This is a genomic window from Ruegeria sp. SCP11 (assembly GCF_040329455.1).
In the GTDB taxonomy this organism is placed as follows: Bacteria; Pseudomonadota; Alphaproteobacteria; order Rhodobacterales; family Rhodobacteraceae; genus Ruegeria; species Ruegeria atlantica_E.
Genome location: NZ_JBDZYG010000051.1, coordinates 1 through 749 on the forward strand (window position 1 = coordinate 1; position 749 = coordinate 749).

At 55.4% G+C, this 749-nt stretch carries 1 protein-coding gene; it reads left to right on the top strand.

What is annotated here, in order from left to right; genetic code table 11:
- Window positions 1-57: 57 nt before the first annotated feature.
- Window positions 58-749: IS6 family transposase (locus tag ABLN94_RS24570; protein ID WP_352997344.1), on the top strand; the 692-nt coding region annotated here is incomplete at its 3' end.

The window sequence follows — 749 nt, forward strand, 5'->3', positions numbered from 1 at the left end:
GGCCTTGTCAGAAGAACTTGGCTTGAGGCGGGCGGGGTGCTCTCATAGCCTTCGCGTATGATTACACAATCGCCATTCAAGTACTTCAAGACCAGTCCCGAGGTCATTCGTCTGGCAGTGATGTTGTACGTTCGGTTCCCATTGTCGTTTCGAAACGTGGGAGATCTGTTGCATGAGCGCAGCATTGAAGTGAGCTACGAGACAGTCCGCTACTGGTGGAACCGTTTCAGTCCGATGCTCGCGGCGGAGATCCGGAGAAAACGAGTCGAGAAGCTGCGGGCATACTCAAAATCGAAATGGCATGTCGACGAAGTCTTCGTAAAGATAAACGGTCGACGGCACTACCTGTGGCGCGCCGTTGATCACGAAGGCGAGGTGCTTGAAGCCATTGTCACCAAACGTCGAAACAAGCAGGCAGCACTGAAATTTCTCAAGAAATTGATGCGGCGACACGGTGCTGCGGATGAAGTTGTCACCGATCGCTTCGCGTCATACCGAGCCGCGCTCAGAGATCTCGGTGCGACGGAAAAGCAGAAGACGGGCAGGTGGCTCAACAACCGGGTTGAGAACTCACACCTTCCGTTCCGACGAAGAGAACACGCGATGCAGCGCTTCAGGCGTATGCAAAGCTTACAGAAATTCGCCGCCGTCCACTCCTCCGTCTACAACCACTTTAACCAGGAGCGATCTCTCACCAGCCGAGGCACCTTCAAGCTGACACGCGCCGCTGCTCTCGCCGAGTGGCGCGA